Consider the following 23,376-nt stretch of genomic DNA (forward strand, 5'->3'; position numbering starts at 1 on the left):
TTTGCCATGAACGCACTGCGCCGGTATCTGTTGGTCTTGTGTCTGCTGCCTGTGGCTTTGCCGGGCAGCCCAGCTCAGGCTGCCCAGCCAGCAAGCCAGGCACAGTCCGCTTCAGGTAAAGCGCAAGTCAAGCCGAAGGCACAGCAAAGTGCTCGCAAGGCAGCCAGCAAGCGTGCCAAGTCGACGCACAAAAAGGTCAGCAAGCAAGTGGCCAAGCCGTTGCCGAAAACCAACCTCGACCTGAGCTTGCCCACCGAGCTGGTCGATAACCTGCAGCCGAACGTTGGTGAACCCTCGCCCATCAGGAAGCGCAAACCGTTGCTACCGCCGCTGTTCGTCGAAAAGTCCGAAGCCGACAGCCCGTTTCAACTCAATGGCCGCTTGATCAGCAACGAAATGCAACTGCAGCTTCGCAATGACAGCCGCCGGGATGTCGAAGGCGCCGCCATCGATTTCGAGTACCGTCAGTAGATGGGAGCTGACCGGCCGGTCAGTGGATTTTCATCAGGGCGGCAATTTCAAACGTCTGTTTGAGCGGTTACTATCCGTGTGTGCCGCCCTATCCCGTACTCTGGAGTCCTGATTCACTTGAATGCCATGAAATGCCGCGAAGGCTGCGGCGCCTGTTGCATCGCGCCATCTATTACTTCAGCCATGCCGCTGATGCCCGAGGGCAAGCCGGCAGGTGTGAGGTGCCTGCACCTGACGCCTGCGAATCTGTGCGACCTGTTCGGCAAACCCGAGCGGCCGGCGGTCTGTGGTGGGTTCAAGGCCGATCCCGAGGTGTGCGGTGCTGACAATGAAGAGGCGATCAGGATTCTTGGCTGGTGGGAGCGGGTAACGGCGGCGTGACAGGCTGGATCTTCGACAACAAGGATAAACATGATGAGATCGTTCAAGCGTATAGCGCTGCTGTGTAGCGTCAGTGTTCTGTTTGCACCTGTTGCCTTGGCTGAAAACTGGCAGGTGGCCAAGGACGAGGAGGGCATCAAGGTGTCCCTCAGTGAAGTGCCGGGCTCCAAATACAAGGCGTACCGAGGCGTGACCGTCATCAAGGCGCCGTTGGCCAAAGTCCAGGCGTTGCAGGAGGATGTGGCTGGGGCTTGTGCCTGGATTCACGAGTGCAAGTTGCAGAAACTGCTCAAGCATGAGGGTGATCAGAGCTGGACCTATACCCAGTTCAATACGCCCTGGCCTGTAACGCCGCGCGACTCCGTGCTGCGTGTTACCACGGTCAAGGGTGCCGATGGCAGCCTTACACGTAACCTCGTCGAAGAGCCTGCCTACGTGCCCGAAGAGAAGGGCTTTGTTCGAGTGACTATGGTAGACGGTTTCTGGAAGCTGGTGCCCAAGGGTGACAGCACGGAGGTGACGTACCAAGTGCATACCGAGCCAGGCGGGAGTGTGCCGGCGATGATTGCCAACAAGTTCGTCGTGGAAGCCCCGTTCAATACGCTCAAGGCGCTTCGCGCGCGCGCCGAGAAAAACTGAGGTTTTTCTGCTGCATTGGTGAAGGCCGCCTGACTTTAGAGGCGGTCAGCACAGGACCTACGAAAAAGGCTGCCCTAGGGCAGCCTTTTGGCATTTGACGGTGAACGCTTACTTGCGGTCGGTCAGTGCCACGATATCGCGCTTCGCCTCGCCGGTGTACAGCTGGCGCGGGCGGCCGATCTTGTACGGGCTGGAGAGCATTTCCTTCCAGTGCGAGATCCAGCCGACGGTGCGCGCCAGGGCAAAGATCACGGTGAACATGCTGGTTGGAATGCCGATGGCCTTCAGGATGATGCCCGAGTAGAAGTCGACGTTCGGGTACAGCGAGCGCTCGATGAAGTAAGGATCGGTGAGGGCGATCTCTTCCAGGCGCATGGCCAGCTCGAGCTGTGGATCGTTCTTGATGCCCAGTTCGCGCAGAACTTCGTCGCAGGTCTGCTTCATCACAGTGGCGCGCGGGTCGCGGTTCTTGTAGACGCGATGACCGAAGCCCATGAGCTTGAACGGATCGTTCTTGTCTTTGGCCTTGGCGATGAAGGTGTCGATGTTGGACACATCGCCAATCTCATCGAGCATGGTCAGTACCGCTTCGTTGGCGCCGCCGTGGGCCGGGCCCCAGAGTGCCGCGATGCCGGCAGCGATGCAGGCGAACGGGTTGGCACCCGACGAGCCTGCCAGGCGCACGGTGGAGGTGGAGGCGTTCTGCTCGTGGTCGGCGTGGAGGATGAAGATCCGGTCCATCGCCTTTGCCAGCACCGGGCTGATCGGTTTGATCTCGCACGGGGTGTTGAACATCATGTGCAGGAAGTTTTCCGCATATGACAGGTCGTTGCGCGGGTACATCATGGGCTGGCCCATGGAGTACTTGTACACCATCGCGGCCAGGGTCGGCATCTTGGCGACCAGGCGCACCGCGGAGATTTCGCGGTGTTGCGGGTTATTGATGTCCAGGGAGTCGTGGTAGAAGGCCGACAGGGCGCCGACCACACCGCACATCACCGCCATCGGGTGAGCGTCGCGGCGGAAGCCGTTGAAGAACGTCTTGAGCTGTTCGTGAACCATCGTGTGGTTCTTGACGGTGCTGACGAACTGGGCTTTCTGCTCGGCATTGGGCAGTTCGCCGTTGAGCAGCAGGTAGCAGGTCTCGAGGTAGTCGGACTGCTCGGCCAGTTGCTCGATGGGGTAGCCGCGGTGCAGCAAGATACCCTTGTCGCCGTCGATGTAGGTGATCTTCGACTCGCACGAGGCCGTTGCCATGAAACCAGGGTCGAAGGTGAAGTGACCAGTGGCCCCCAACCCGCGGACGTCGATTACATCAGGACCAACCGTGCCGGTTAAAATGGGCAGCTCGACGGGGGCAGTGCCCTCGATGACCAACTGCGCTTTTTTGTCAGCCATGTGGCCTCCTATTAATGCTTGAAATCATCAGACAGACCCCCCACGCAGGGCCCGCACCACTATAGAGGGATAAATTCAGATGTCAATTTGCCTAAAGGCTTGTTGAATCAGCTGTTCAAGCCTGATTTTTCCCGAAATTCTCGCCCGTTTACGCCTTTTGCTCGTTAAAGGCAATGCGCTATTCGGGCTACCCCCTCACGTTGTCATGAGCAGCCTAACTGTCTATACTCGGCACCCGACCGCCAGGGGCTTGCAAGCCCGACCTGCTGGGGGTCGCCGTTCCCTGGGTGGTGGGTACCTGACCAGTACACTTACCAACAACTTTGCCCTGATTCGCTAGGGGCTCTTCAGTGTGAAAAAAGCCGTGAAAAGCCAACGACCTGTAAACCTAGACCTAAGGACCATCAAGCTTCCTGTCACTGCGTACACGTCCATCCTGCACCGTATCTCCGGCGTCATCCTGTTCATCGGCCTTGCCATCATGCTGTATGCACTGGGCAAGTCGCTGGGTTCCGAGGAAGGTTTCGGTGAAGTGAAGGCGTGTCTGACCAGCCCGCTGGCCAAGTTCGTGACCTGGGGCCTGTTGTCCGCCCTGCTTTATCACCTCGTGGCAGGTGTTCGTCACCTGATCATGGACATGGGTGTCGGCGAGACGCTGGAAGGCGGCAAGCTGGGCTCGAAAATCGTGATCGTCATCTCCGTGGTGCTGATCGTTCTGGTGGGAGTTTGGGTATGGTAACCAACGTCACGAACCTGTCGCGTTCGGGCCTCTATGACTGGATGGCGCAGCGCGTCTCGGCGGTCGTTCTCGCGGCTTACTTCATCTTCCTGATCGGCTACGTGGTCGCCCACCCAGGCATCGACTATGCCCAGTGGCATGCCCTGTTCTCCAACAACGCGATGCGGATCTTCAGTCTGCTGGCCCTCGTTGCCCTCGGCGCTCACGCCTGGGTCGGCATGTGGACCATTGCTACCGACTACCTGACGCCTATGTCGTTCGGCAAGTCGGCAACTGCGATTCGTTTCCTGTTCCAGGCGGTATGCGGCGTTGCGATGTTCGCTTACTTCGTCTGGGGTGTGCAGATTCTCTGGGGTATCTGATCCATGGCTAGCATTCCAACCATTTCCTTCGACGCCATCATCATCGGTGGCGGCGGCGCCGGCATGCGCGCAGCGCTGCAACTGGCCCAGGGCGGTCACAAGACTGCCGTGGTCACCAAGGTCTTCCCGACCCGTTCGCACACCGTGTCCGCCCAGGGCGGCATCACCTGCGCCATCGCTTCGGCCGACCCGAACGACGACTGGCGCTGGCACATGTACGATACCGTCAAGGGCTCGGACTACATCGGTGACCAGGACGCTATCGAATACATGTGCCAGGAAGGCCCGGCTGCGGTCTTCGAGCTGGACCACATGGGCCTGCCGTTCTCGCGCACCGAAACCGGCCGTATCTACCAGCGTCCGTTCGGTGGCCAGTCCAAGGACTTCGGCAAGGGTGGCCAGGCTGCCCGTACCTGTGCCGCTTCCGACCGTACCGGTCACGCGTTGCTGCACACCCTGTACCAGGGCAACCTGAAAGCCGGTACCACCTTCCTCAACGAGTACTATGCCGTTGACCTGGTGAAGAACCAGGAAGGCGCCTTCGTCGGCGTGATCGCGATCTGCATCGAAACCGGCGAAACCATGTACATCAAGTCCAAGGCCACCGTTCTGGCCACTGGCGGTGCTGGCCGAATCTACGCCTCCACCACCAACGCCCTGATCAATACCGGTGACGGCATCGGCATGGCGCTGCGCGCTGGTGTTCCGGTGCAGGACATCGAGATGTGGCAGTTCCACCCGACCGGTATCGCCGGTGCCGGCGTACTGGTCACCGAGGGTTGCCGCGGTGAGGGTGGTTACCTGATCAACGCCCATGGCGAGCGCTTCATGGAGCGCTACGCGCCGAACGCCAAAGACTTGGCCGGCCGCGACGTGGTTGCCCGTTCCATGGTCAAGGAAATCATCGCCGGCAACGGCGTGGGCCCAAACAAGGACCACGTGCTGCTGAAGCTGGACCACCTGGGCGAGGAGGTGCTGCATAGCCGCCTGCCAGGCATCTGCGAACTGTCCAAGACCTTCGCCCATGTCGATCCGGTCGTCGCGCCAGTGCCGGTCGTTCCAACCTGCCACTACATGATGGGCGGCGTTGCCACCAACATTCATGGCCAAGCCATCACCATGGACGAAGAAGGCAAGGATCACATCATCCCTGGCCTGTTCGCCGTAGGTGAAGTGGCGTGCGTATCGGTTCACGGTGCCAACCGCCTGGGTGGCAACTCGCTGCTCGACCTGGTGGTGTTCGGCCGTGCTGCCGGCCTGCACCTGGAGAAGGCACTGAGCGACGGCATCGAGCACCTCGACGCCAGCGACACCGACATCGACGTTGCCCTCAATCGCCTGAACAAGCTCAACGAGCGCTCCACCGGCGAAGACGTTGCCAGCCTCAAGCGCGAATTGCAGAGCTGCATGCAGAACTACTTCGGCGTATTCCGTACCGGCGAGTACATGCTCAAGGGTATCGAGCAGCTGGCTGGCCTGCGTGAGCGTATCGCCAACGTCAAGATCAACGACAAGTCCCAGGCCTTCAACACCGCGCGTATCGAAGCGCTGGAGCTGCAGAACCTGCTGGAAGTTGCCGAAGCTACCGCCATCGCGGCCGAAGCCCGTAAAGAGTCGCGCGGCGCTCACGCCCGTGAAGACTTCGAAGACCGTGACGACGAGAACTGGCTGTGCCACACCCTGTACTACCCGGGTGTCAAGCGCGTTGCCAAGCGTGGCGTCAACTTTGCGCCGAAGACCGTGCCGGCCTTCGAACCAAAAATCCGGACCTACTAAGGGTGGCTGCTATGTTGAAAGTCGAAGTTTATCGCTACAACCCCGACACCGACGCGGCCCCCAAGATGGAGTCGTTCGACGTCGATACCGGCGGCAAGGACCTGATGGTTCTGGATGTATTGGCGCTGATCAAGGAAAAGGACGAGGGCTTCTCGTACCGTCGCTCCTGCCGTGAAGGCGTGTGCGGCTCCGATGGCATGAACATGAACGGCAAGAACGGCCTGGCCTGCATCACTCCGTTGTCGGGCGTGGTCAAGGGCAACAAGCTGGTACTGCGTCCGTTGCCTGGTCTGCCGGTCATTCGTGACCTGGTCGTGGACATGAGCATCTTCTACAAGCAGTACGAGAAGGTGAAGCCGTTCCTGCAGAACGATACGCCGCCTCCGGCCATCGAACGTCTGCAGTCGCCGGAAGACCGTGACAAGCTGGACGGCCTGTACGAGTGCATCCTGTGCGCGTGCTGCTCCACGTCCTGCCCGTCGTTCTGGTGGAACCCGGACAAGTTCCTGGGCCCCGCCGCGCTGTTGCAAGCCTACCGCTTCCTGGCCGACAGCCGTGACACCAAGACCCAGGAGCGCCTGGCGTCCCTGGATGACCCGTTCAGCGTATTCCGCTGCCGCGGGATCATGAACTGCGTCAACGTTTGCCCTAAAGGTCTCAATCCGACCAAGGCAATCGGCCACGTACGTAACATGCTGCTGCAAAGCGGCACCTGATAGACGTTGTACCTGCAGTACGCCGACGCGCGGGTGTAACGCCCGCGCCGAGGTAAAACCCGAACGGGGCTCACAAAGCCCCTGTTCATTACCTATGAAGATGAGACCAGCAGGGGCTTTCCGGGCTGGTACCCGGAAAATCAGCAGGATCCAGGTGGCGTGGTTCAGTCGCTGTTTTCGGACCGTTCCAGGTTTCATGGCTCTCGCCGATCAGTCCCCTAATCGAGGGTGACCAAGCATGCAAGAAAGCGTGATGCAGCGCATGTGGGAAAGCGCCCACCTTTCAGGTGGTAACGCTGCATATGTGGAAGAGCTCTACGAACTCTACCTGCACGACCCTAACGCTGTGCCAGAAGAGTGGCGCACCTACTTCCAGAAGTTGCCCGCCGACGGCAGCACCGCTACCGACGTATCGCACTCCACGATCCGCGATCATTTCGTACTGCTGGCAAAGAACCAGCGCCGCGCCCAGCCGGTATCTGCCGGGAGCGTGAGCAGTGAACACGAGAAGAAGCAGGTTGAAGTGCTGCGACTGATCCAGGCCTATCGTATGCGCGGCCATCAGGCTGCCAAGCTTGACCCCTTGGGGTTGTGGCAGCGCCCTGCGCCCGTAGACCTGTCGATCAATCACTACGGCTTGACCAATGCCGATCTTGATACGACCTTCCGTGCCGGCGACCTGTTCATCGGCAAAGAGGAGGCGAGCCTACGCGACATCCTCGATGCGCTCCAGAAGACATATTGTCGCACCATTGGCGCCGAGTTCACCCACATCGTCGATTCCGAGCAGCGCAGCTGGTTCCAGCAGCGCCTGGAAAGCGTGCGTGGCCGTCCTGAATTCTCCGCCGACGTGCAGTCCCACCTGCTCGAGCGCGTCACCGCAGGCGAAGGTCTAGAGAAATACCTGGGCACCAAGTACCCAGGCACCAAGCGTTTCGGCCTGGAAGGTGGCGAAAGCCTGATCCCGATGCTGGACGAGATGATTCAGCGCTCCGGCTCCTACGGCACCAAGGAAGTCGTCATCGGGATGGCCCACCGTGGTCGCCTGAACGTGCTGGTCAATACCTTCGGCAAGAACCCGCGCGAGCTGTTCGACGAGTTCGAAGGCAAGAAGATGAACGAGCTGGGCTCCGGTGACGTGAAGTATCACCAGGGCTTCTCTTCGAACGTGATGACCCCGGGTGGCGAAGTCCACCTGGCCATGGCGTTCAACCCGTCCCACCTTGAAATCGTGTCGCCTGTGGTCGAAGGCTCGGTGCGCGCCCGTCAGGACCGCCGCAACGACAGCGTCGGCGACAAGGTGCTGCCTATCTCCATCCACGGCGATGCGGCCTTCGCAGGCCAGGGCGTGGTGATGGAAACCTTCCAGATGTCGCAGACCCGCGGTTTCAAGACCGGCGGTACCGTGCACATCGTGATCAACAACCAGGTCGGCTTCACCATCAGTAACCCGCTCGATGCGCGCTCGACCGAGTACGCCACCGACGTGGCCAAGATGATTCAGGCGCCGATCCTGCACGTCAATGGCGACGACCCGGAAGCCGTGTTGTTCGTCACTCAGCTGGCCGTCGACTACCGCATGCAGTTCAAGCGTGACGTGGTCATCGACCTGGTCTGCTACCGTCGCCGCGGTCACAACGAGGCCGACGAGCCCAACGGCACCCAGCCGCTGATGTACCAGCAGATCACCAAGCAGCGCACCACCCGCGAGCTGTACGCAGAAGCCTTGATCCAGGCAGGCCGCATCGATGCCGAGCGCGCCCAGTCCAAGATCGACGACTATCGCAGCGCACTGGACAACGGTCTGCATGTGGTCAAGAGCCTGGTCAAGGAGCCGAACCGCGAGCTGTTCGTGGACTGGCGCCCCTACCTGGGTCACGCCTGGACGGCTCGCCACGACACCCGCTTCGACCTCAAGACCCTGCAGGAGCTGTCGGCCAAACTGCTGGAGCTGCCCGAAGGTTTCGTGGTCCAGCGTCAGGTCGCCAAGATCTACGAAGATCGCCAGAAGATGCAAGCCGGTGGCCTGCCGATCAACTGGGGCTACGCCGAGACCATGGCTTACGCCACGCTGCAGTTCGAAGGGCACCCGATCCGCATGACCGGCCAGGACATCGGCCGCGGTACCTTCTCCCACCGTCACGCGGTGCTGCACAACCAGAAGGACGCCAGCACCTACGTACCGCTGATGAACCTGTACCCGGGCCAGCCACGCTTCGAACTGTACGACTCCTTCCTGTCCGAAGAAGCGGTACTGGCATTCGAGTACGGCTACTCCACCACCACGCCCAACGCGTTGGTGATCTGGGAAGCCCAGTTCGGCGACTTCGCCAACGGTGCGCAAGTGGTCATCGACCAGTTCATCACCAGTGGCGAGCACAAGTGGGGCCGTTTGTGCGGCCTGACCATGCTGTTGCCTCACGGTTATGAAGGGCAGGGCCCCGAGCACTCCTCGGCACGCCTGGAGCGTTACCTGCAGCTGTGTGCAGAGCAGAACATTCAGGTGTGCGTGCCGACCACGCCGGCGCAGATCTACCACCTGCTGCGTCGTCAGGTCATTCGCCCGCTGCGCAAGCCGCTGATCGTGCTCACGCCCAAGTCGCTGCTGCGTCACAAGCTGGCCGTCTCGACGCTGGAAGATCTGGCGGAAGGTTCGTTCCAGACCGTCATTCCGGAGATCGACACCCTCGATCCAGCCAAGGTCGAGCGCCTGGTGCTGTGCGGTGGCAAGGTCTACTACGACCTGCTGGAAAAACGTCGTGCCGAAGGCCGCGAAGACATTGCGATCGTGCGTATCGAGCAGTTGTATCCGTTCCCGGAAGACGACCTGGTCGAAATCCTGGCACCGTACACCAACCTCAAGCATGCGGTCTGGTGTCAGGAAGAGCCAATGAACCAGGGTGCCTGGTACAGCAGCCAGCACCACATGCGCCGTATCCTGGGCCGCCACAACAAGGCGCTGAACCTGGAATACGCCGGTCGCGAGGCTTCTGCCGCGCCAGCCTGTGGTTACGCTTCCAAGCACGCCGAGCAGCAGGAACGACTGCTGCAAGACGCGTTCACCGTTTAACGCCTTCGCGCATCTGAAACCGAATTTAAGGAAACACTGATAATGGCTATCGAGATCAAAGCCCCAACCTTCCCGGAATCGGTTGCCGACGGCACCGTTGCCACCTGGCACAAGCAGCCAGGCGACGCCGTCAAGCGGGACGAGCTGATCGTCGACATCGAGACCGACAAGGTCGTCCTGGAAGTGCTGGCCACTGCCGACGGCGTGTTGGGTGACATCGTCAAGGGCGAGGGCGACACCGTCCTGTCCGACGAAGTGCTGGGTTCGATCGTGGAAGGCGGCGCTGCTGCCGCTGCACCGGCTGCTGCGCCTGCCCAGGCCGCCGCACCGGCTGCCGCTGCTGCCGACGCCGGTGAAGACGACCCGGTCGCTGCCCCTGCTGCCCGCAAGCTGGCAGAAGAAAATGGCATTGACCTGGCCAGCGTCTCGGGTACCGGTAAAGGCGGTCGCGTGACCAAGGAAGATGTGGTCGCTGCCGTTGCCAACAAGAAGTCGGCGCCTGCCCCGGCGGCCAAGCCTGCCGCAGCTGCAGCGGCACCGGTCGTGACCGCCGCTGGCGATCGTACCGAGAAACGTGTGCCGATGACACGTCTGCGCGCCAAGATCGCCGAGCGCCTGGTCGAAGCCCAGTCCAACATGGCCATGCTGACCACCTTCAACGAAGTCGACATGACCGAAGTCATGGCCCTGCGTTCGAAGTACAAGGACCTGTTCGAGAAGACCCACAACGGCGTGCGCCTGGGCTTCATGTCGTTCTTCGTCAAGGCTGCGACCGAAGCGCTCAAGCGCTTCCCTGCAGTCAATGCCTCGATCGACGGCAACGACATCGTCTACCATGGTTACGCGGACGTCGGTGTGGCTGTCTCCAGCGACCGTGGTCTGGTGGTTCCGGTACTGCGCAACGCCGAGTCCATGAGCCTGGCCGAAATCGAGAACGGCATCGCCACCTTCGGCAAGAAAGCCCGTGACGGCAAGCTGGCCATCGAAGAAATGACCGGCGGCACCTTCACCATCACCAACGGTGGTACCTTCGGTTCGATGATGTCGACGCCGATCGTTAACCCACCGCAAGCCGCGATCCTGGGCATGCACAACATCATCCAGCGCCCAATGGCCATCAATGGCCAAGTGGTGATTCGCCCGATGATGTACCTGGCACTGTCCTACGATCACCGCCTGATCGACGGCAAGGAAGCGGTAACCTTCCTGGTGACCATCAAGAACCTGCTGGAAGATCCGTCCCGCCTGCTGCTGGACATCTAATCGCGCGGCTGTAAGCTGCGAGCGACAGGCTTCAGATCGAAGCCTGTCTGTCTTGCGGCTTGCAGCGGCCGCTTGAGCTAACAAGGAATCTTTTATGACCCAGAAATTCGACGTGGTAGTGATTGGTGCCGGTCCTGGCGGCTATGTAGCTGCTATCAAGGCCGCCCAACTCGGTCTGAAGACTGCCTGTATCGAGAAGTACACCGACGCCGAGGGCAAGTTGGCCCTGGGCGGCACTTGCCTCAACGTAGGCTGCATTCCTTCCAAGGCGCTGCTGGACAGCTCCTGGAAATACAAGGAAGCCAAAGAGAGCTTCAATGTCCACGGTATCTCCACTGGCGAAGTGAAGATGGACGTACCGGCGATGGTTGGCCGCAAGGCAGGCATCGTCAAGAACCTGACCGGCGGTGTCGCTACCCTGTTCAAGGCCAACGGCGTGACCTCCATCCAGGGCCACGGCAAGCTGCTGGCGGGCAAGAAGGTCGAAGTGACCAAGGCCGACGGCACCAGCGAAGTCATCGAAGCGGATAACGTCATCCTGGCTTCCGGCTCGCGCCCGATCGACATTCCGCCGGCTCCGGTCGACCAGAACGTGATCGTCGACTCCACCGGCGCCCTGGAATTCCAAGCCGTGCCCAAGCGCCTTGGCGTGATCGGCGCTGGCGTGATCGGCCTGGAACTGGGTTCGGTATGGGCGCGTCTGGGCGCGGAAGTGACCGTGCTCGAAGCCCTGGACACCTTCCTGATGGCTGCCGACAGCGCCGTCTCCAAGGAAGCCCAGAAGGTCCTGACCAAGCAGGGCCTGGACATCAAGCTGGGTGCGCGCGTCACCGGTTCCAAGGTGAACGGCGACGAAGTCGAGGTGACCTACACCAACGCCGAAGGCGAGCAGAAGATCACCTTCGACAAGCTGATCGTTGCCGTGGGCCGTCGTCCAGTGACCACCGACCTGCTGGCTGCCGACAGCGGTGTGAACATTGACGAGCGTGGCTACATCTACGTCGATGACCAGTGCGCAACCAGCGTGCCGGGCGTCTACGCCATCGGTGACGTGGTGCGTGGCCTGATGCTGGCGCACAAGGCCTCGGAAGAGGGCATCATGGTCGTCGAGCGCATCAAGGGTCACAAGGCCCAGATGAACTACGATCTGATCCCATCGGTCATCTACACCCACCCGGAAATCGCGTGGGTTGGCAAGACCGAACAGTCCTTGAAGGCCGAGGGTGTTGAGGTTAACGTGGGCACCTTCCCGTTCGCGGCCAGCGGCCGTGCGATGGCAGCCAACGACACCGGTGGTTTCGTCAAGGTCATCGCCGATGCCAAGACCGACCGCGTACTGGGTGTGCACGTGATTGGCCCATCGGCTGCCGAACTGGTACAGCAAGGCGCAATCGCAATGGAATTCGGCACCAGTGCCGAGGACCTGGGCATGATGGTCTTCAGCCATCCAACCCTGTCCGAAGCGTTGCATGAAGCAGCGCTGGCGGTGAATGGCGGTGCCATTCACATCGCCAACCGTAAGAAGCGTTAATCATAAGAAACCACGGCGGGCTGCCCGTCGTGAGTCTTGCGTGCATGACTCACCGCGGAAAGTCCGCCGGACCGGATCACATGGGATAACCCGGGGTCAACGGTCACAGGTGGTGCGGCGCCAGTGATGGCGCAGCGCCGAAGCGCAGTACCTAACGAAGACGGTAAAAAGCATGAATCTTCACGAGTATCAGGGTAAGCAGCTGTTCGCTGAGTACGGCCTGCCAGTTTCCAAGGGTTTCGCGGTCGACACCCCTGAAGAAGCGGCAGAAGCCTGCGACAAGATCGGCGGGAACGAGTGGGTCGTCAAAGCCCAGGTTCACGCTGGCGGTCGCGGTAAAGCGGGCGGCGTCAAGCTGGTTCGCAGCAAGGAAGACGCCAAGGCGTTCGCTGCACAGTGGTTGGGCAAGAATCTGGTCACCTACCAGACCGATGCCAACGGTCAGCCCGTCTCCAAGATTCTGGTCGAATCCTGCACCGACATCGCCAAAGAGCTGTACCTGGGCGCTGTGGTCGATCGTTCGAGCCGCCGCATCGTGTTCATGGCCTCCACCGAAGGTGGTGTGGACATCGAGAAAGTCGCGCACGACACGCCTGAAAAAATCCTCAAGGCCACTATCGATCCACTGGTCGGCGCTCAGCCGTTCCAAGGTCGTGAGCTGGCGTTCCAGCTGGGCCTGGAAGGCAAGCAAGTTCAACAGTTCGCCAAGATCTTCGTGGGCTTGGCCAAGCTGTTCAAGGATCACGACCTGGCCCTGCTGGAAGTGAACCCGCTGGTGATCAAGGCCGACGGCGACCTGCACTGCCTCGATGCCAAGATCAACATCGATGCCAACGCCATGTACCGTCAGCCGAAGCTGAAAACCTTCCACGACCCGTCCCAGGACGATGCCCGTGAAGCCCACGCTGCCAAGTTCGAACTGAACTACGTTGCCCTGGAAGGCAACATCGGCTGCATGGTCAACGGTGCTGGCCTGGCCATGGGTACCATGGACATCGTCAACCTGCATGGCGGCAAGCCAGCCAACTTCCTCGACGTGGGCGGCGGTGCTACCAAGGAGCGCGTTACCGAAGCGTTCAAGATCATTCTGTCCGACAGCAATGTCGCGGCCGTTCTGGTCAACATCTTCGGCGGCATCGTTCGCTGCGACATGATTGCCGAAGGCATCATCGGTGCGGTGAAGGAAGTCGGCGTCAAGGTTCCGGTCGTCGTTCGCCTTGAAGGCAACAATGCCGAACTGGGCGCTAAAGTACTGGCAGAAAGCGGTTTGAACATCATTGCTGCAACCAGCCTGACCGACGCTGCTCAACAAGTTGTCAAAGCTGCGGAGGGCAAGTAATGAGCGTCCTGATCAATAAAGACACCAAAGTCATCTGCCAGGGCTTCACCGGNNNNCCTGCCGGTGTTCAACACCGTCAAGGAAGCCGTCGAGGCGACCGGCGCCGATGCTTCGGTCATCTACGTACCAGCGCCATTCTGCAAGGACTCCATCCTTGAAGCGGCGTTCGGCGGCATCAAGCTGATCGTGTGCATCACCGAAGGCATCCCGACCCTGGACATGCTGGACGCCAAGGTCAAGTGCGACGAGCTGGGCGTGACCCTGATCGGCCCTAACTGCCCAGGCGTCATCACGCCCGGCGAATGCAAGATCGGCATCATGCCTGGCCACATTCACTTGCCAGGCAAGGTCGGTATCGTGTCGCGCTCCGGCACCCTGACCTACGAAGCTGTCAAGCAGACCACCGACGCCGGCTTCGGTCAGTCGACCTGTGTCGGCATCGGCGGTGACCCGATCCCGGGCTCCAACTTCATCGACATCCTGAAGCTGTTCCATGAAGACCCGAAGACCGAAGCGATCGTCATGATCGGTGAGATCGGCGGTTCGGCTGAAGAAGAGGCCGCAGCCTACATCAAGGCCAACGTCACCAAGCCTGTCGTTTCCTACATCGCCGGTGTTACCGCACCTGCGGGCAAGCGCATGGGCCACGCTGGCGCCATCATTTCCGGCGGCAAGGGCACTGCAGACGAGAAGTTCGCAGCCCTGCAGGACGCAGGTGTCAAAACCGTGCGTTCGCTGGCCGACATCGGCAAGGCCTTGGCCGAGCTGACCGGTTGGGAAGTGAAGAAGTAATACCGCTGCACCCCCCACGCGCACAAAGGCCACCTTCGGGTGGCCTTTGTCGTATCAGGGGGCTGCTTCATCTGACGAAGATTTGCGCGGCAGGGTAGGGGTAAAGCGATTAGGTTTTTTCGATGGCTGTGATAGGAATTTTCGTACATACGCCGTGTTCACCCAGCGGATAATACCGATCGTTCCGTTCACGCAGACGACAATGGCGTACGCACATCGGACAACACGCACTGTGCCAGTGCGTTTGAAGGGTAAACCGGTTAATCTACGCGACTATTTTGTGCCCGTGCCCCAAAAGGGAACGACACGCTAAACGGGTCTGGCCTACCAAGCCGGGCAGCATTTCCCTCACCCATGGGGAAATCCCCTCACGAATCCCGATTTCAGCAGTGTGGTACTACCTCAAATGAAAGTTCTTAAAGGCCAGGATATCCTGGCGCTTGGCTTTATGACGTTCGCGCTTTTCGTAGGCGCTGGCAACATCATCTTCCCGCCCATCGTCGGCCTGCAATCCGGCCCGCATGTATGGATGGCTGCGCTGGGCTTTTTGGTCACGGCGGTAGGGCTGCCTGTGATCACCGTGGTCGCCCTGGCCAAGGTAGGCGGCGGCATGGATGCGCTGAGCAGCCCGATTGGCAAGTTCTTCGGTGGCCTGCTGGCAGCCGTTTGCTACCTGTCGGTCGGCCCCTTGTTCGCAACACCGCGTACCGCGACGGTATCGTTCGAAGTGGGTGTGGCGCCGTTGACGGGTGAAAGCCCGCTGGCGTTGTTCATCTACAGCCTGGTCTACTTCATCGTGGTGCTGGCGGTGTCGATGTACCCTGGCAAGCTGCTGGACACCGTGGGTCGGTTCCTGGCACCGCTCAAAATCATCGCGCTGGCCGTGCTTGGCATCGCGGCATTCGCATTGCCAGCGGGCACCATTGGCGAGGCGCAGCCTGCCTATGCGGCTGCTGCGTTCTCCAAGGGCTTCTCCGACGGCTACCTGACCATGGATACGCTCGGGGCGCTGGTATTTGGCATCGTCATCGTCAACGCCATCCGCTCGCGCGGCGTTGAGTCGCCCAAGTTGATCACCCGCTATGCCATCATTGCCGGGCTGATTGCCGGTGTTGGTCTGGCGCTGGTGTACATCAGCCTGTTCCGCCTGGGCGCCGGTAGTCACGAAATCGCGGCAGGGGCCAGCAACGGTGCGGCCGTGCTGCACGCCTATGTGCAACATACCTTCGGCTCGCTGGGCAGCGGCTTCCTTGCCGTGTTGATCGCGCTGGCCTGCCTGGTGACTGCCGTGGGCCTGACCTGCGCGTGTGCCGAGTACTTCAGCCAGATCCTGCCGTTGTCCTACCGCGCACTGGTCGTGATCCTGGCGGGCTTCTCGCTTCTGGTGTCCAACCTGGGGCTTACCAAGCTGATCATGTTCTCGATCCCTGTGCTTACCGCCATCTACCCGCCGTGCATCGTCGTGGTGGGGTTGAGCTTCGTGAACGACCTGTGGAACTCGCCAACGCGCATCCTTGGCCCGGTAATGCTGGTTTCGTTGCTGTTCGGCATGGTCGATGCCGTTAAAGGCAGCAGCATTGCCCACGTGCTCCCGGACTTCATGGCGCACTTGCCGTTGAGCGATCAGGGCCTTGCCTGGCTGGTGCCGTCGGTGGTGACCTTGGTGGGTGCAGTGGTATGCGATCGCATGCTCGGCAAGCCCCGTCAGGCCATGGCATGAGTCGCTAAGCACAAGGTCCGGCATTGGCCACAAGCCATGGGATGCTGGACCCACCGCTTGGCAGCGCAAGCCCCGCATTCGCAAGGATGCGGGGCTTTTGTTCGCATGCACCCTGCCAAACGCCGCAAGCGAACCGCCCTGGAAATTATTCTTCGGAGTTTGCGTGCCTTTTGCGGCTTGCCAGCGTCGAAAGACGGTCTTTATGCTTTCGGCACATGGCACCTACGGATCTCTGCATGAACTTCATCCTGAGTAATCTCAATAACCTCATAGCGGCATGCTGGTTCGTGCTGTGCTGGGGCGGTTATACGCGCTATGCCATCTGGAAGGGGCGGGACACTGCATGCCTGGCCAGCGTGCTGCATTTGTATCGCGAGGACTGGATGCGCAGGATGCTGCTGCGTGACAACCGTATTGCCGATGCCAGCGTGATCGGCAACCTGGAACGCAACGCCTCGTTTTTTGCCTCCAGCACCCTGATCATTCTCGCCGGTATCCTGACGGTGCTGGGAGCTTCCGACCGCGCGTTGTCGTTGCTGGCCGACCTGCCGTTGGTACAGCAGGCCTCCCAAGGGATGTCGGAGATCAAGTTGCTGTGCCTGGCCACGGTGTTCGTGTATGCCTTCTTCACGTTCAGCTGGTGCATGCGTCAATACAACTTCGCTGCTGTCTTGGTGGGCTCGGCGCCCATGATCGGCGAGCGCCAGGTCAGCGAACTAGAACGCAAGGCCTTCGCCTTGAGGGCGGCCAGGGTGTTGTCGTTGGCTGCCAACCAATTCAACTTCGGGCTGCGCGCCTATTACTTCGGCATGGCCATGTTGAGCTGGTTTATCAACCCTTGGTTGTTCATGGCGGTAAGTGTAGGGGTTGTGCTGATTCTTTATCGCCGCGAGTTCCACTCGGACGTGCTTGACGTCATGGTATTCACCCCCACCGAAAGTTCGACAGGTGAGGTGCATGCCTCCCAGTCCACTGTGCCTAACTGAAACGATTAGTCCATGAATGACAGGCATAAAAAAACCCGACATTGTCGGGTTTTTTGATCGGTTCGATTACTGCTTGGCAGGATCGGCCGGAGTCGTGGTGGTTGCTGGAGTGGCTGGGGAAGCCTCTTCGGCAGCCTTACGATTGGCTTCGGCCTGGTCTTGGGCAGCTTCGGCGTTTTCCTTGGCAGCGTCGTTCATCTTGTCCTGTGCGTCACCCATCTTCTCCTGGGCTTCTTCACGGTGTTCTTGTGCGTCCTGGGCTTTGTCTTCGCTCGCTTTATCGCAAGCAGCCAGGCCCATGGCAGCAGCCAGCATCAGAGCAAAAGCAAATGGTTTACGCATGAGGGTGTCTCTCCTTGGTGGAATAAGTTGACTTGATGCTTCGAGTCGGGGCCTGCTGGATTAGTTCCACCGTCAGTACACAGATATTAAATATCTTGAAACTGAACTTCCGGCCCTGGCGAGTGTTTCGCACTAAGGCGGGTTATCCGTTGCGGGCAACTGCCACTTAGCCGGTATCACAATGTACGCGAGGTACGAACATGCATGGCTCTTTGCTGTGTCTGTATCGACGCCCGTCCTAACCCGGAAACGTTACACCGCCCGCGGCAAGCAGGGCGGCACAGCGGCTCGCCATGACCCGCTCGGATTTGAAGATCGAACCATGCAGGCCCTTGAAATCGATTTGGCAGCCCCCATCTGCATGACATCCGCCGCCAACGCAGCCATTGTGCCGCTTGGCGACCACTGTCATCTGATCGGAGTTTGAAGAACATGAGCGTGGAGACTCAAAAAGAAACGCTGGGCTTCCAGACCGAGGTAAAGCAACTGCTGCACCTCATGATCCATTCCTTGTACTCGAACAAGGAGATCTTCCTGCGCGAACTGATCTCCAACGCCTCCGACGCCTCCGATAAGCTGCGCTTCGAGGCGCTGGCTAAGCCTGAACTGCTCGAAGGCGATGCCGACCTGAAGATTCGCCTGAGCTTCGACAAGGAGGCCGGTACGGTCACCCTCGAGGATAACGGCATCGGTATGACCCGCGATGACGTCATCGCTCACTTGGGCACCATTGCCAAATCCGGCACTGCCGACTTCATGAAGAACCTCACCGGCGATCAGAAGAAAGACTCGCACCTGATCGGTCAGTTCGGCGTGGGCTTCTACTCGGCATTCATCGTGGCCGATCAGGTCGATGTCTACAGCCGTCGTGCAGGCCAGCCTGCCAGCGAAGGCGTGCATTGGTCGTCCAAGGGCGAGGGCGAGTTCGAAGTTGCGACCGTCGACAAGCCTGAGCGCGGTACCCGCATTGTCCTGCACCTGAAAAAAGACGAGCTGGAATTCGCCGATGGCTGGCGCCTGCGCAACGTGGTCAAAAAGTATTCCGATCACATTGCCCTGCCAATCCAGTTGCCCAAGGAGCAGGCAGCCGCCGAAGGCGAAGAGCAGCCAGCCGAAGAGTGGGAAACCGTCAACCGTGCAAGCGCCCTGTGGACCCGTCCGCGTACCGAGATCAAGGACGAGGAATACCAGGAGTTCTACAAGCACATCGGCCATGACTTCGAAAACCCGTTGGCCTGGAGCCATAACAAGGTCGAAGGCAAGCTCGAATACAACTCGCTGCTGTACGTGCCTGCCCGTGCACCGTTCGACCTGTACCAGCGCGAAGCCCCGCGCGGCTTGAAGCTGTACGTGCAGCGCGTGTTCATCATGGATCAGGCCGAGTCGTTCCTGCCGCTTTACCTGCGCTTCATCAAGGGTGTCGTGGACTCCAACGACCTGTCGCTGAACGTGTCGCGGGAAATCCTGCAGAAAGACCCGATCATCGATTCGATGAAGACCGCGTTGACCAAGCGCGTGCTGGACATGCTCGAAAAACTGTCCAAGAACGAGCCCGAGCAGTACAAGAGTTTCTGGAAAAACTTCGGTCAGGTATTGAAAGAGGGCCCGGCCGAAGACTTTGCCAACAAGGAAAAGATCGCTGGCCTGTTGCGCTTCGCGTCCACCCAGGACGAAAGCGGCGAGCAGAGTGTGTCGCTGGCTGACTACCTGGCCCGCGCCAAGGAAGGGCAGGACAAGATCTACTACCTCACCGGCGAGTCCTACGCGCAGGTCAAGAACAGCCCGCACCTCGAAGTCTTCCGCAAGAAAGGCATCGAAGTGTTGCTGCTGACCGACCGCATCGACGAGTGGCTGATGAGCTACCTGAACGAATTTGACGGCAAGGCGTTCGTGGATGTGGCCCGTGGCGACCTGGATCTGGGCAAACTTGATAGCGAAGAAGACAAGAAGGCCCAGGAAGAAGTCGCCAAGGATAAGGAAGGCTTGGTGGAGCGCCTGAAAACCGCACTGGGCGAAAACGTCGCCGAAGTGCGTGTCTCCCATCGCCTGACTGATTCGCCAGCCATCCTGGCCATCGGCGAGCAGGACCTGGGGTTGCAGATGCGCCAGATTCTGGAAGCCAGCGGCCAGAAAGTGCCCGATTCCAAGCCTATCTTCGAGTTCAACCCAACCCACCCGCTGATCGAGAAGCTCGATCACGAACAGAGTGAGGACCGCTTCGCCGAGCTGTCGCACATCCTGTTCGACCAGGCCGCGCTGGCAGCCGGTGATAGCCTGAAGGATCCCGCAGCCTATGTGCGGCGCCTGAACAAGCTGTTGGTCGAGTTGTCTGCTTGAATTGACGTATGGCTAAAGCCCGCTTCGGCGGGCTTTTTTCATGGTGCAGCCTGAGGAGTACAGCATGAGTAAGGTAGTCGTCGAATCTTTGATCCACCACCTGTCCGGCAAGACCTTCGAAAGCCGTTTGGCCTATGAGCCCGGCGCCCTGGGTCGACCTGGCCTGGTGATGGCGCCCAACTGGATGGGCGTGACCGAAGGGGCCGAGCGCATCGCCAAGGAGGTGGCAGCGCAAGGTTATGTGGTGCTGCTCGTCGATCTCTATGGGCAGACCGTTCGCCCGGCGAATGCCGATGAAGCGGGCGCAGCAATGATGCCGCTCAAAAACGACCGCGGCGAGTTGCGCAGGCGCATGGAAGGTGCCCTTGCCCAGTTGCTCGGTCAGTCCAAGGCGCCACTGAGCCCAGGCAAGGTGGCTACCTTCGGGTTCTGCTTTGGGGGCTGCTGCGCGCTCGAATTGGCGCGTGCGGGGGCTGATCTTCGTGCAGCGATCTCCTTCCATGGCACGCTGGACACGCCTGACCCCGAGGATGCCAAACGCATCAAGGGCTCGGTCCTGGTGCTGCATGGCGCATCCGATCCCTTGGTGCCCAAAGAGCAGCTACCGGCATTCGAAGACGAAATGAACGCCGCCAAGGTCGATTGGCAACTGGTCAGCTATGGCGGGGCGGTGCATTCGTTCACCGACCCGGATGCCAACGTGCCCGGCAAGACGCAGTATGACCGGCGCACGTCCGAGCGCGCCTTCCGCGCGATGCACAACCTGCTGGCCGAGGTATTCCAGCGCTAGCGCGCAGGTGGCCGCAGCGATTGCCAGCCCTGCTTTGATGGCAAGGCTGGCGAACCGCACGCTGCGCGTGCAGGTCTAGTAGGTTTGCCCCCTTACAAGGAAGCCCACCATGATCGCCAGAGCACTGGCCTGCGTAGCGTTGACCGCCTGGCTGGGGCCAGGGGCCGAGGCCCGTGAATACCGTTACAGCGATGCTCACCTGCATTACGTGGATTTCTTCCAGGAATCCGAAGGTATGCCGGCGCTGCTCAAGGCCATGGACGCTGCAGGCATCGATCAGTCGATGATTTCGGGCATTCCCGTTGCCAAGAAATGGCATGAAGACGAGCCCAAGCGTCCCCGCTATTACGCCGGCGACGATGCGGACGCCTATTGGTACAGCGCCACCGATACCTATGTAGCAGCGGCACTGCAGCCATTGTCGGACGAACAACGCAAGCGATTCCATCCCTTCCTGACCGGCTTCAATCCAGTCGACAAGAATGCCGTGAGCCATATCGAACGCATGCTCGACCTTTACCCAGGCCTCTGGCAGGGTATTGGCGAGGTATTCACACGTCACGATGACCTGACGGCGTTGACCAGCGGCGAAACCCCGCGTGCCAACAACGAAGCCATGACACGGGTCTATCACCTGGCCGCCGAGCGCGACCTGCCGGTGCTGTTGCATTCCAACATCACTTCCAAGCGCGAGCGTAACCCGTTGTACCTGGCCGAGATCGAAGAGCCCCTGCGCAATCATCCGCATACGCGTTTCATCTGGGCACACGCCGGCAGCAGCATGGAAATTCACCGGCATCAGACACAGATGGATTTTCTACTGCCGGTGCTGACGCGATTACTCGAGGACTACCCGAACCTGTACGTGGACCTGTCGTGGAGTGTGCTCAAGCCCTACCTGCTCGATGAGCAGGACGTCCCACGCAAAGCCTGGCTGGCGCTCGTTGAACGCTACCCAACGCGGTTCATGCTGGGCTCGGATGTGGTCGGCCGCTTCGATAGCCTGGGAGAGGAGATGGACAGTTTCAGGCCATTTCTGGATGCCTTGCCCGAGGATGTAGCCAGACGCGTGGCCAAGGACAACTTTCTGGCTGTGCTGCCCAAGGGTAAATGACAGCGTAGGTCGCGTCGGGCCCAACGGATCTGTTTTCCAGCGTAAATGAAAACGCCCCGAACCAGTCGGGGCGTTCTCTATTGGCGCGTCAGCGAATCACTTGCCTTCCCAGCGCTTGAGCACCAGGGTGGCATTGGTGCCGCCGAAACCGAAGCTGTTGCTCATGACCGTATCGATCTTGGCATTTTCTTCGGTCTTGCGCAGGATCGGCAGGTCAGCGACCGCCGGGTCCAGTTCGTCGATGTTGGCCGAGCCAGCGATGAAGTTGTTTTCCATCATCAGCAAGCAGTAGATCGCCTCGTGTACACCGGCAGCCCCCAGCGAGTGGCCGGACAGGCTCTTGGTTGAGCTGATCTTCGGTGCATTTTCGCCGAACACTTCGCGCACACCCTTCATTTCGGCAACGTCGCCCACTGGGGTAGAGGTGCCGTGGGTGTTCAGGTAGTCGATCGGCGTGTCGACGGTCGACAGCGCCTGCTGCATGCAGCGGATGGCGCCTTCGCCGCTTGGGGCGACCATGTCGTAGCCGTCGGAGGTGGCGCCATAGCCGATGATCTCGGCGTAGATCTTGGCGCCACGGGCCAGAGCGTGTTCCAGCTCTTCGACCACCACCATGCCACCGCCGCCGGCGATGACGAAGCCATCACGGTCCGCGTCATAGGCACGCGAGGCCAGTTCCGGGGTTTCGTTGCGCTTGGTCGACAGGGCGCCCATGGCATCGAACAGGAACGACTGGCTCCAGTGCTCTTCTTCACCGCCGCCGGCGAACACGATGTCCTGCTTGCCCCACTGGATCTGCTCCAGTGCGGTGCCGATGCAGTGAGCCGATGTAGCGCAGGCGGAAGAGATCGAGTAGTTGATGCCCTTGATCTTGAACGGCGTCGCCAGGCACGCCGAAACGGTGCTGCCCATGGTGCGAGTGACCCGGTAAGGGCCTACACGCTTGACGCCTTTTTCGCGCAGAGTATCCAGCGCTTCCATCTGGTTCAGGGTCGATGCACCGCCGGAGCCGGCCACCAGGCCGGTACGTGGGCTGGAGACCTGCTCATCGGTCAGGCCCGAGTCCTTGATGGCGTCCTGCATCGCCAGGTAGGCGTAGGCAGCCGCATGCCCGACGAAACGGAAGACCTTGCGGTCGATCAGCTCTTCGAGGTTGAGGTCGATGGAGCCGGAAACCTGGCTACGCAGCCCCATTTCCTTGTATTCCGGGTTGTAACGGATACCCGGACGGCTGTTGCGCAGGTTTTCGGTGACGGTAGCTTTGTCATTGCCCAGGCACGACACGATGCCCAGACCAGTGATAACGACGCGGCGCATGCGAATAACCCTTAGAAGTTGTCAGTGGAGGTGAACACGCCGACCCGCAGGCCTTCGGCGGTGTAGATCTCGCGGCCGTCGACGCTGACCGAACCATCGGCGATGGCCATGTTCAGCTTGCCTTTGAGCACGCGCTTGATGTGAATGTTGTAGGTGACGTTCTTGGCGGTAGGCAGCACCTGGCCGAAGAACTTCACTTCACCGGAGCCCAGTGCACGACCGCGGCCCGGCAGGCCTTGCCAGCCCAGGAAAAAGCCGACCAGCTGCCACATGGCATCGAGGCCCAGGCAGCC

20 protein-coding genes and 1 pseudogene are annotated in these 23,376 nt (G+C 60.3%); 17 read left to right on the forward strand and 4 right to left on the reverse strand.

The window, feature by feature from the left end:
• The first annotated feature begins 6 nt into the window (after positions 1–6).
• From B2S33_RS20780 to B2S33_RS20790, 3 genes are all read left to right on the forward strand, one after another.
• Complete coding sequence (locus tag B2S33_RS20780; protein ID WP_023533622.1) at positions 7–471, forward strand: hypothetical protein; 465 nt, start codon at positions 7–9, stop codon at positions 469–471.
• Between the two features lie 126 nt (positions 472–597).
• Complete coding sequence (locus B2S33_RS20785) at positions 598–852, forward strand: YkgJ family cysteine cluster protein (protein ID WP_027916297.1); 255 nt, start codon at positions 598–600, stop codon at positions 850–852.
• A 33-nt stretch (positions 853–885) separates the two neighbouring features.
• Positions 886–1,491 (forward strand): START domain-containing protein, encoded by a 606-nt coding sequence (locus B2S33_RS20790; RefSeq protein ID WP_145281108.1) that lies wholly within the window; start codon positions 886–888, stop codon positions 1,489–1,491.
• A 108-nt stretch (positions 1,492–1,599) separates the two neighbouring features.
• Here the strand turns inward: B2S33_RS20790 and gltA are convergent, their stop codons facing one another.
• Positions 1,600–2,889: a citrate synthase gene (gene gltA, locus B2S33_RS20795; RefSeq protein WP_023533602.1), complete on the reverse strand. Its 1,290-nt coding sequence runs from the start codon at positions 2,887–2,889 to the stop codon at positions 1,600–1,602.
• A gap of 352 nt (positions 2,890–3,241) precedes the next feature.
• On the opposite strand from gltA, the gene sdhC reads away from it, so the two are divergent.
• The 11 genes and pseudogenes from sdhC to B2S33_RS20850 all read left to right on the forward strand — a co-directional run bounded on the left by sdhC (position 3,242) and on the right by B2S33_RS20850 (position 17,183).
• Positions 3,242–3,628 (forward strand): succinate dehydrogenase, cytochrome b556 subunit, encoded by a 387-nt coding sequence (gene sdhC / locus B2S33_RS20800; RefSeq protein ID WP_088523617.1) that lies wholly within the window; start codon positions 3,242–3,244, stop codon positions 3,626–3,628.
• The gene (sdhD, locus tag B2S33_RS20805) at positions 3,622–3,990 is read left to right on the forward strand and encodes a succinate dehydrogenase, hydrophobic membrane anchor protein (protein WP_023533603.1); all 369 of its coding nucleotides are present in this window, start codon (positions 3,622–3,624) and stop codon (positions 3,988–3,990) included. The genes sdhC and sdhD overlap by 7 nt, the downstream gene beginning before the upstream one ends.
• 3 nt (positions 3,991–3,993) lie before the next feature.
• Positions 3,994–5,766 (forward strand): succinate dehydrogenase flavoprotein subunit, encoded by a 1,773-nt coding sequence (gene sdhA, locus B2S33_RS20810; protein ID WP_023533625.1) that lies wholly within the window; start codon positions 3,994–3,996, stop codon positions 5,764–5,766.
• An 11-nt stretch (positions 5,767–5,777) separates the two neighbouring features.
• Positions 5,778–6,482, forward strand: a complete 705-nt coding sequence (locus B2S33_RS20815) for a succinate dehydrogenase iron-sulfur subunit (protein WP_023533615.1) — start codon at positions 5,778–5,780, stop codon at positions 6,480–6,482.
• A 238-nt stretch (positions 6,483–6,720) separates the two neighbouring features.
• Complete coding sequence (locus tag B2S33_RS20820) at positions 6,721–9,552, forward strand: 2-oxoglutarate dehydrogenase E1 component (RefSeq protein WP_023533567.1); 2,832 nt, start codon at positions 6,721–6,723, stop codon at positions 9,550–9,552.
• 42 nt (positions 9,553–9,594) lie between these two features.
• Complete coding sequence (gene odhB / locus B2S33_RS20825; RefSeq protein WP_027916295.1) at positions 9,595–10,815, forward strand: 2-oxoglutarate dehydrogenase complex dihydrolipoyllysine-residue succinyltransferase; 1,221 nt, start codon at positions 9,595–9,597, stop codon at positions 10,813–10,815.
• Between the two features lie 94 nt (positions 10,816–10,909).
• Complete coding sequence (lpdA, locus tag B2S33_RS20830; protein WP_288651003.1) at positions 10,910–12,346, forward strand: dihydrolipoyl dehydrogenase; 1,437 nt, start codon at positions 10,910–10,912, stop codon at positions 12,344–12,346.
• Positions 12,347–12,518: 172 nt separating this feature from the next.
• On the forward strand, positions 12,519–13,685 hold the full coding sequence (gene sucC, locus B2S33_RS20835; RefSeq protein WP_023533614.1) for an ADP-forming succinate--CoA ligase subunit beta: 1,167 nt from the start codon (positions 12,519–12,521) through the stop codon (positions 13,683–13,685).
• Positions 13,685–14,477, forward strand: a pseudogene (gene sucD, locus B2S33_RS20840) (succinate--CoA ligase subunit alpha). Before sucC ends, sucD begins: the two are co-directional and overlap by 1 nt.
• Before the next feature lie 406 nt (positions 14,478–14,883).
• Entirely contained in the window at positions 14,884–16,197 is a 1,314-nt protein-coding gene (gene brnQ / locus B2S33_RS20845) for a branched-chain amino acid transport system II carrier protein (RefSeq protein ID WP_027916293.1), read from the forward strand.
• A 236-nt stretch (positions 16,198–16,433) separates the two neighbouring features.
• Positions 16,434–17,183 (forward strand): DUF599 domain-containing protein, encoded by a 750-nt coding sequence (locus B2S33_RS20850; protein WP_028686596.1) that lies wholly within the window; start codon positions 16,434–16,436, stop codon positions 17,181–17,183.
• A gap of 66 nt (positions 17,184–17,249) precedes the next feature.
• On the opposite strand, the gene B2S33_RS20855 is transcribed toward B2S33_RS20850, so the two are convergent.
• Complete coding sequence (locus B2S33_RS20855) at positions 17,250–17,525, reverse strand: hypothetical protein (RefSeq protein WP_027916291.1); 276 nt, start codon at positions 17,523–17,525, stop codon at positions 17,250–17,252.
• A gap of 432 nt (positions 17,526–17,957) precedes the next feature.
• Here B2S33_RS20855 and htpG point away from each other — a divergent pair, with 432 nt between their 5' ends.
• The 3 genes from htpG to B2S33_RS20870 all read left to right on the forward strand — a co-directional run bounded on the left by htpG (position 17,958) and on the right by B2S33_RS20870 (position 21,766).
• A complete protein-coding gene (gene htpG / locus B2S33_RS20860; RefSeq protein ID WP_059183789.1) occupies positions 17,958–19,862 on the forward strand; it encodes a molecular chaperone HtpG in 1,905 nt (634 codons plus the stop codon).
• 64 nt (positions 19,863–19,926) lie between these two features.
• On the forward strand, positions 19,927–20,652 hold the full coding sequence (locus B2S33_RS20865; RefSeq protein WP_027916289.1) for a dienelactone hydrolase family protein: 726 nt from the start codon (positions 19,927–19,929) through the stop codon (positions 20,650–20,652).
• A gap of 109 nt (positions 20,653–20,761) precedes the next feature.
• Positions 20,762–21,766 carry an amidohydrolase family protein gene (locus B2S33_RS20870; RefSeq protein WP_028686593.1) on the forward strand — a complete coding sequence of 335 codons (1,005 nt, stop codon included), beginning with the start codon at positions 20,762–20,764 and terminating at the stop codon, positions 21,764–21,766.
• 96 nt (positions 21,767–21,862) lie between these two features.
• Here the strand turns inward: B2S33_RS20870 and fabB are convergent, their stop codons facing one another.
• On the reverse strand, positions 21,863–23,083 hold the full coding sequence (gene fabB, locus B2S33_RS20875) for a beta-ketoacyl-ACP synthase I (RefSeq protein WP_027916287.1): 1,221 nt from the start codon (positions 23,081–23,083) through the stop codon (positions 21,863–21,865).
• Between the two features lie 11 nt (positions 23,084–23,094).
• The coding region (fabA, locus tag B2S33_RS20880; RefSeq protein WP_288651004.1) for a bifunctional 3-hydroxydecanoyl-ACP dehydratase/trans-2-decenoyl-ACP isomerase at positions 23,095–23,376 on the reverse strand (282 nt) is incomplete at its 5' end.

The sequence above is a fragment of the Pseudomonas sp. UBA5568 genome (assembly GCF_002425525.1).
Lineage (GTDB): Bacteria > Pseudomonadota > Gammaproteobacteria > Pseudomonadales > Pseudomonadaceae > Aquipseudomonas > Aquipseudomonas fulva.